Source organism: bacterium, assembly GCA_024226335.1.
In the GTDB taxonomy this organism is placed as follows: domain Bacteria; phylum Myxococcota_A; class UBA9160; order SZUA-336; family SZUA-336; genus JAAELY01.
This window is the reverse complement of record JAAELY010000536.1, coordinates 1-1,645: the sequence shown is the minus strand read 5'-3', so window position 1 is coordinate 1,645 and position 1,645 is coordinate 1. Positions and strand designations below refer to the sequence as shown.

The 1,645-nt window shown below is 63.6% G+C and carries 3 protein-coding genes; 2 read left to right on the top strand and 1 reads right to left on the bottom strand.

Annotated features, from left to right (window positions below; all coding sequences use genetic code 11):
* Positions 1 to 686, bottom strand: a 686-nt coding sequence (locus tag GY725_25950) for a hypothetical protein (protein ID MCP4007640.1), incomplete at its 3' end; no start/stop codon positions are given.
* Positions 687 to 838: 152 nt separating this feature from the next.
* Here GY725_25950 and GY725_25945 point away from each other — a divergent pair.
* Both GY725_25945 and GY725_25940 read left to right on the top strand, forming a co-directional pair.
* Positions 839 to 1,081: a hypothetical protein gene (locus tag GY725_25945; protein ID MCP4007639.1), complete on the top strand. Its 243-nt coding sequence runs from the start codon at positions 839 to 841 to the stop codon at positions 1,079 to 1,081.
* 161 nt (positions 1,082 to 1,242) lie between these two features.
* Positions 1,243 to 1,645: hypothetical protein (locus GY725_25940; GenBank protein MCP4007638.1), on the top strand; the 403-nt coding region annotated here is incomplete at its 3' end.

The window sequence follows — 1,645 nt, the reverse complement described above, 5'->3', positions numbered from 1 at the left end:
TGCCACAGCACGCCGCTGTAGACCAGGCTCTCGAAGTGATCGTCTTTAACCGCCAGGACGCGCCCGAAGTAGGCACGGGCGACCTCGTTGTTGCCGTCGTTGAAGAAGGTCTCGGCGAGGAAAAACGCCAGCTCGTGATTGGCAGGATCGAGCTGGTTTGCCGCTTCGAGCCTGCCGACCGCGCGTTGGACGTCGAAGGCGAGCAGGGCGTATTCGGCCTCTTCGAGCAAACGCACGAAATCGTCCCGCGCGTCTCCCCGATACAGGGCCTCGATCTTCTCCTTGACCGCGGCAAACCGCTCGCGCTTCTCGAGCGCCAGCAGCTGACTCTCCATGCGGGATTCCCACAGCTCGTTCCATTCCCCCTGTCCGAAGACATTCTTCGATTCGAGGAGATCACGCAGCGTGGTGACCCCGGTCTGATTGACCAGGATCTTCTGCTCCAGCTTGTAGAGAGAGGCGAGCGAAAGGCGCACCGAATGGGCGGTGCGCCTGACCGCTTCCTCGAGAATCGAGATGCGCTCGAGCAGGTGCTCGTCGAGCGAATACTGCTCCTCGGGATGGTCGTCGAAGGCATCCTGATCCTCGGCCGTATAGCCGCCCGAGACCACCAGCAGCTTCTGCTGGCAGCGGTGGCAGAACTCCCGCTGGTCGTCGTTCAAGGCGCTGCAGGCCTGGCAGTACATCATCTTCCTCGTCGGTGCGGTTCTCGCCCGGCGGCGAATCTGGCGACACTATATCTCCACCCGCGAGCTAGATCCTGTCCGGAAACAGCTGTTCCCAGCTCGAGAGCGCGCGGATTCCCGAGGACGAAGCGGACAGTGTTCGAGATCGGCGCGTGGCAGGTGTCTGTAAGGCTATCTCTATCAACGACTTGGGCTATCGGGGCCGGCTGAGGATTCCGGTGCTCGGGCGCTTCTTGATCGAGGCGGAGAGGATGCGGCGGCGCCGCGGCAAGGAGCTGCTCGACGAATGGTGGGAGGCGATGCGCCTAGCTGCCGAGCAGGGCGGCGAGCATCCCGAGGGGCTGGTGCGCGGGATTCCCCGTTCACAATCCATCGAGGCGCGCGCCCCCTCTTGAAGAACAGGTCGTCACCCATCAACATCGAGGCGATGCGGTTCCTGATACCAGTTCTTTGCGCTGCGCTGGTCGGTTGCCACGCACCCGAGCCCCTGGAACGTGCGAGTGAGCATTTCCAGCTGGTAGCCGACTCGGACACGAGCACCGACGCGGAGATGCAAATGGGGATCGATCGGGGAGAGGCCTTGTACGCCGCGGTCGCTGCGATCATCCCTCCGGCATTTCCACTGACGTCGGTGATCAGAGTGCGGCTCAATGGCGACCTCAGGTCGCAGACGCCGCACATCGACAAGGACGGCACGATCCACCTCTACCGCTACTCCCCCGACGAGGGGGGATACTGGGCGCTCTTCGCCCACGAGCTCGTGCACGCCATCGGGTTCGACCATGCCCGCGAGATCGGCGCTTTGGACTGGACCGCGCTCGGGTTCTACAACGAGGCCTGGGCCGAGTTCGTCGCGCAAGTCGTGGACCCGGAGAAGACCGGCTTCCCGCTCTATGGGTTCGACGAAGACGTCGTGGTTGGGCACTGGGTGCTGCAGGGCGGCCTGTCGCTGGCGATGC